Below are 5,426 nucleotides of genomic sequence, written 5' to 3'. Positions count from 1 at the left end.
TCCTGGCACTACGCGGTGATCCGCCTGGCGATCCACAGGGGGAGTGGATCGCCCATCCTCAGGGTCTGCACCATGCCGAGGGGCTGGTACGCCTCGTCCAGTCGCTCGGTGACTTCTGCGTCGGGGTTGCGGCCTTCCCGGACCGTCACCCCCGCTCGGCCGACTTCGACACCGACGCGCACTACCTGGTACGCAAGCTTGCCGCCGGCGCGGACTATGCCATCACCCAGTTCTTCTTCGGCGCGGATGCCTATTTCCGGCTGGTTGATCGGGTCCGCCAGCTCGGCTGCGAGGCGCCGATCATCCCCGGTGTGATGCCGGTGACCAACGTCGCGCAGATCGAGCGGATGGCGAAGCTGTCCGGGGCGGCGTTTCCCGCGGACCTGGCCAGGCGGCTGCACGCGGTGTCCGACGATCCGGCGGCTGTGCGGGCAGTCGGTGTGGAGGTTGCCGCCGACCTGTGTGAGAAGCTGCTCGCCGGCGGCGCGCCCGGTATCCACTTCATCACGTTGAACCGTTCCACCGCGACGCGAGAGGTGTTCCACTCCCTGCGCGGATGACGTGAGCGCCGCTGCCCTGTGAGCGTTGCGGGTCTGTGAGCGCCGTGGGCCCGCGGGCGCCGCGGTCTGCCGTCCGCCGGAGCTTCGCTTCCCCGGCGGTTCGCTTCCTCGGCGGTTTCAGTCGTTGTCCTCGTAGGCGTCAAAGACGCACAACAGCCATTCGTCTCGGAAGGGCTGCTCGCGCACGAGCGCGAAACCCGCCCGGTTCGCCTCGTCCACCACGGCCGCTACCAGGTCGAGGTCCAGAGTGCCGAACACGGGCGTGATACGTACCGCAACCACCACTTGGTCACGCTCGGCGTTGAAGACCGCTGTCGGGTTCAGGTCGTCGAGTGTCTCCACGACCAGTGGCGCATGCTTGGTCACCGGTGTCTCCTGCGGCCGCCCCGTGGCGGCCCTCGAAAGGCTGACGGTCGTCGGTAGTGTCGGTCGTCATCTCAGACGACGGAACGATACGCAGCAGGCACGATGGTCCGGTGACCGCCCCGGTGCCGACCGAGCAAGCTATCGCAAAGCGTGGTCGGACCTACATAAGGGTTATGTTCCCACGAACCGCCCGTAGGGCGTCCGGTGCCGGTGAAGCTGACGACGATCCGGGCCTGCCCGGCGCTCACTTCACAGACGTCATGCCCCGGTCCGACCCTCCAGCCCGCAGCTCGGCACTCCAGCCCAACGCCCCAGCCCAACGCCCCAGCCCGTCCGGCGGCGATGACCGCCACCGCCGGTCCGCACGGAAAACCGGTGTTGCTTCCCACCAGCGTGCCGTAGAAGGAGACGGTGGAGCAGTTTCACTTCGACCCGAAGACCTACCCGGCCATGGTCTCGGCCGAGGTGTCCGCCTACGACCAGCTCCAGAACGAGGTGGCGGCGGGAGCGAAAAGCCGAACCGGAACACATCGACCGATTTGACGAACTGATCCGCAAGGCTTCAACCGTCCGGGTCATGCCGTATGCCGAAGCAAATCGGAAGGCATACGAGGCGGCAAACGAAACTCTGGTTTCGTCATGTGACCGGTTGTTCGCCGTCTGGAATGGTAGGTCACCGGCGAATAGAGGCGGAACGGGCTCCGTCGTCGATTATGCAAGATCGCGCGGTGTTCCTGTCGAGGTCATATGGCCGGAAGGCGCCGCTCGCAGCGCCGGGTAGGGGGCCGTTTCGCGGGCAGCAACGATCGGGACGACCGTCCGGCTGGCTACCGCGGGCAGCAGCGCCAGTAATCAAGTGGGCGTTCACAGCGGTCTGTACGGCGAGCGCGAGGCAGCAGGCGCCCGACTCGGCCGTGCGGCTTCAGCAGCGCGGAGTTCACATGGCGCGGGCCTGCCGGCGGTTGTCTCCGGCATCGTGGGCGGGCTGCTGCGGGGACGGAGGCTGGGGCTGATCCTGGGCCGGTTCGGTGGGAGTGAGGCTCTTGCCCAACACCGCGTACTCGATCCAGCTTCCCGGAAATCGGAAATTCGACAGTAATGGAATGAAGCCCTCGCTGGCGTACAGTCGCCGGGCTCTGCTGTCGGGCAGCTCCAAGGCGGACAGTGCCGCTGTCCGTTCCGGCGCCTCCCGCAGCAGCTCCCGCAGCAGCCTGCGTCCCAGCCCCTTGCCCTGGAACTCCGGCAGGACGTGGAACTCGACGATCTCCAGGCAGTCGCCGAGCCAGGTCACGGCGCCGTCGGGCCCCAGCGCGTCACTGACGACGTCGTGCCACCACTGCCCCTTCAGCCCCGGCAGGGCGTAGGTGAAGCCGACCAGGCGGTCATCGGGAAGAAGAGCCGCCACCGCCCGCAGATCCCGCCGTTCGGCGTGCCGGCGGGCGTGCATGGTCCGTTCGATCGCCGCCCGCGCCGGGTCGGGTTCGTGGAAGTCCAGAAAGGCGGCCTTGTAGACGGTGATGACCTCGGTCAGCTGGGCACGCATCCGCGCGGGCGTCCAGCGGACCAGCCTGATGTTCTCCACCAAGCCTGCCTCCTCGCGCTTTCGTTCCTGCCCCATGCAGCTTGCCTGCCCGGGTGGCCTGTCTACCCGCGTCGATTACCGGCCACGCCTGGGCTGTGTCAGTCCCCTATATCATCCAAGGTGCTTGACAATAACGGGCGCTCGGGGTGTTGCGCCCCACTCGGTCCGGACGAGGGCCCGTAGGCGAACCTTGTGCAGCGCGGTGGCCTCGTTTCGGACGCCGAATGTTCCCTGCAACCCGAGCGCCACCTTGCCGATCTCCACCCCGCAGCGTGGGCCCCGGCTTCGAGCAAGGCCCCTGTGGCCGCGGCTGTGGGTCGCGCCGCTTGCCGGAAGCCGCCTGGCTGCCGCCTATCTGCCGCTTGGCTGCCGGCCGGACGGTCGTGCTCGGATGCTCGCCGCAGCCGGACCGACCGTTTGCGCCGTACCCGGCGGTGACGGCACCGGGCCGACGGATAGTCACCGACGCGTCTGCCGTCCAGTCGTTGTCCTCGGCGATGTTGACGGTTCGATCCGGGTGAGGTTTACTTGCTCCAATGTTCGAACGTATGTTCGACTTACTGGAGGATGTCGTCATGTTGGAGGGAGCGGTCATGAGTCGGCAGACCGTAGATCGACAGCCTCGAACCTCGGTCCCCTTCGCGGGGCTACCCCGTCGTTCCCGTGACGAGCTGCTCATGGCCGCGCACCACGGCCTTGACGAAGCGAGCTTCGCCCAGACTCCTGGGCAGCGGTACGCCCTGGCGCACCTGGCAGCGCTGCGTGCCGCCGCTGCCGTCCTTGTAGACCGGGCCCGGCCCCGTCACAGCCACCGTGGTCGGCCCGTCAGCGTCTGGCAGCTGCTGGCGACGGTGGCACCCGAACTGGGGGAGTGGTCGCAGTTCTTCGCAGCCGGCGCGGCCAAGAGGACGGCAGCCGAGGCTGGTCTGTCCGTGGTCGGTACCCGAGACGCCGACGACCTGGTCCGCCAGGCGGAGACGTTTCTCGCGGTGGTGGAAACAACGTTGGGCCTCCCGTCCCAGCCGGTGCTGGTGGCCACAGTTACCGGGTCCGCCCCGTTTTCAAACGATTAATTGCTATTGGTGACCGAGGTGACCGACTCGTCTCTCGCCTCTGAACACCACCTAATACCGCTGATGTAGGCAGGGTTTACCGGTCATGTTGAAATCTTCGATCCTTCTACCCGGGTGTCATTGTTCGTGGGACCTCAGGCGTGTCGGTCGGTGGTGTGAGGCCGGGCGGTTGACGATGAGGGGCTGTGTGGCGAGAAGGAGATCGTTGCGCGAGCGATGAGTGCGGTGGCACGGCCACGTTGACGCTGTCCGTCAGATTGTCGTCAATTCCTTGGAAGAGCGGGTGACCGTGATGGCTGCGGTGACCGTATGTCCGCCCGTGGCATGCGGCACCGAGGTCCCGCGCTTCCGGGTGGACGTCCCTGTCATGGTCCGTGTCTGCCCTCGCCGGATCATGTTTGTCGGGAGGGAAGCGACCGGGGAGCCGTGCCGATGTGACGCGACGGTGTAGGTGGTGACGGCACTGGCGACGCCGTCCGGGTGCTGTGGGCCGGAGGGTCCTGACCACGGGTCGCTCCGGAGGCCCGACATAGATCGTTTTGCGTATCGTAGATCGAACGCTCACTATCGGTGACCACTGATGGGCATCTTGATTACTGGCGGTGGGTTTTCGGATGAATTCGATCATTGGTAGGAATGCTGTGCGGTCGACGCCTAAAGAGCCAAAGGCGGAGCAATCATGGTTTTTTCGCTCCACCGGAGGCCAAAGTCCCTGGATCGCTGACGGGACGGTGCTGCCGGACGCACCCGAGCAGTTGCGGGAGGCTGCGCTGCGAGGCCGGCGGCGTCCACCTGGCTGGGTGCTGCAACTGCTCGGTTTGTCCCTGGGTGGTCTCGTGGCCGGCATCGCCATCGGTTTCCGGCTGCCAGCGTGAGAGATACGTGATGTTGTACGTGATGTGTGAAGGACGATGACGCCGGGGTGGCCGCGGCCACCCCAGCGCCGACTACCCTGCCGTGAGGTTCGGGAGCTCCCCAGCGGGCATGGCCCGGGAGGCCCAGGCCCCCGGCCACCAAGGGGCTCAGGTCTGCGGGCCGCCAAGGGGAGGTACGGCATGGCCGTCGAAAGTCGTCCAGTGACGTGGGGGGATCTGCGCCAGGCCGTGGTCTGGCACGGACTGTTGGATGCTCTTGCCACCATGGCGTCGCAGGAGGGCGCCACGCTCGGCGTGGTGGACGCGGGCGGTGGGAGCGGCGGGTTCGCGGTGCCGCTTGCCGAGCGGGGTCACCGGGTGACCGTGGTCGACCCCAGCCCGGATTCGCTCGCCTCCCTGGACTACCGGGCAGCGGAGCGCGGGGTCAGGCACCTCGTGACGGCGCGTCAGGGAGATCTTTCCGCCCTGCCGGAGATCGTCGGAGTGGCGTCCTCGGACGTGCTGTTGTGCCACACCGTCTTGGAGGTGGTGGACGAACCTGCCACCGCATTGGCAACGGCGGCGGCAGCCCTGCGTCCGGGCGGGCTGCTCAGCGTCGTCGCCGCCAACCGGCACGCGGTCGTACTCGCTCGCGCGCTCGCCGGCAGATTCGCCGAGGCACAGTATGCGCTGGCCGATCCCAGAGGACGCTGCGCCAGCTCCGACCGGGCGCGCCGCTTCGACGTCCGGACGCTTGTGCGCATGGTGGACGACGCTGGAGCCGACGTGATCGCAGTCCACGGGGTGCGGGTGTTCGCCGATCTGGTACCCGCGGCCACCGTGGACGCGGATCCATCCGCGGCGCAGAGGCTGCTGCAGCTGGAGATCGCCGCATCCTCCCAGGCGCCGTTTCGGGACCTTGCCGCCCAACTGCACGTCCTGGCCCGCCGCCGTGACAGCCGATGACGTGACAGCCAATGAGAGGCCGATG

At 67.3% G+C, this 5,426-nt stretch carries 7 protein-coding genes; 5 read left to right on the top strand and 2 right to left on the bottom strand.

Annotated features, from left to right (window positions below; all coding sequences use genetic code 11):
- Positions 1-560 (top strand): methylenetetrahydrofolate reductase (locus DD1DGNOD_RS18965; RefSeq protein WP_206443297.1); only part of this gene is annotated, 560 nt, incomplete at its 5' end.
- Between the two features lie 117 nt (positions 561-677).
- On the opposite strand, the gene DD1DGNOD_RS18960 is transcribed toward DD1DGNOD_RS18965, so the two are convergent.
- Positions 678-926, bottom strand: coding sequence for a hypothetical protein (locus DD1DGNOD_RS18960; protein ID WP_131767826.1), 249 nt, complete (start codon positions 924-926; stop codon positions 678-680).
- 411 nt (positions 927-1,337) lie between these two features.
- On the opposite strand from DD1DGNOD_RS18960, the gene DD1DGNOD_RS30565 reads away from it, so the two are divergent.
- Positions 1,338-1,469: a hypothetical protein gene (locus DD1DGNOD_RS30565; RefSeq protein WP_283234726.1), complete on the top strand. Its 132-nt coding sequence runs from the start codon at positions 1,338-1,340 to the stop codon at positions 1,467-1,469.
- Positions 1,470-1,863: 394 nt separating this feature from the next.
- On the opposite strand, the gene DD1DGNOD_RS18950 is transcribed toward DD1DGNOD_RS30565, so the two are convergent.
- On the bottom strand, positions 1,864-2,508 hold the full coding sequence (locus DD1DGNOD_RS18950) for a GNAT family N-acetyltransferase (protein ID WP_206443296.1): 645 nt from the start codon (positions 2,506-2,508) through the stop codon (positions 1,864-1,866).
- A 593-nt stretch (positions 2,509-3,101) separates the two neighbouring features.
- On the opposite strand from DD1DGNOD_RS18950, the gene DD1DGNOD_RS18945 reads away from it, so the two are divergent.
- The 3 genes from DD1DGNOD_RS18945 (at position 3,102) to DD1DGNOD_RS18940 (ending at position 5,401) form a co-directional block, all read left to right on the top strand.
- Positions 3,102-3,581: an SAV_6107 family HEPN domain-containing protein gene (locus DD1DGNOD_RS18945; RefSeq protein ID WP_131767824.1), complete on the top strand. Its 480-nt coding sequence runs from the start codon at positions 3,102-3,104 to the stop codon at positions 3,579-3,581.
- Between the two features lie 731 nt (positions 3,582-4,312).
- Positions 4,313-4,456 carry a hypothetical protein gene (locus DD1DGNOD_RS27290; protein WP_165035135.1) on the top strand — a complete coding sequence of 48 codons (144 nt, stop codon included), beginning with the start codon at positions 4,313-4,315 and terminating at the stop codon, positions 4,454-4,456.
- Positions 4,457-4,636: 180 nt separating this feature from the next.
- Positions 4,637-5,401 carry a methyltransferase domain-containing protein gene (locus DD1DGNOD_RS18940; protein WP_131767823.1) on the top strand — a complete coding sequence of 255 codons (765 nt, stop codon included), beginning with the start codon at positions 4,637-4,639 and terminating at the stop codon, positions 5,399-5,401.
- The last annotated feature ends 25 nt before the right edge of the window (positions 5,402-5,426 follow it).

The organism is Candidatus Protofrankia californiensis, from assembly GCF_900634765.1.
Lineage (GTDB): Bacteria > Actinomycetota > Actinomycetes > Frankiales > Frankiaceae > Protofrankia > Protofrankia californiensis.
This window is presented reverse-complemented; position numbering and strand designations above follow the sequence as displayed.

What these genes read in the sequence shown, in the direction of transcription:
- DD1DGNOD_RS18945 (WP_131767824.1), top strand. Translation starts at nt 3,102, where the DNA reads ATGAGTCGGCAGACCGTAGATCGACAGCCTCGAACCTCGGTCCCCTTC.
- DD1DGNOD_RS18940 (WP_131767823.1), top strand. Translation starts at nt 4,637, where the DNA reads ATGGCCGTCGAAAGTCGTCCAGTGACGTGGGGGGATCTGCGCCAGGCC.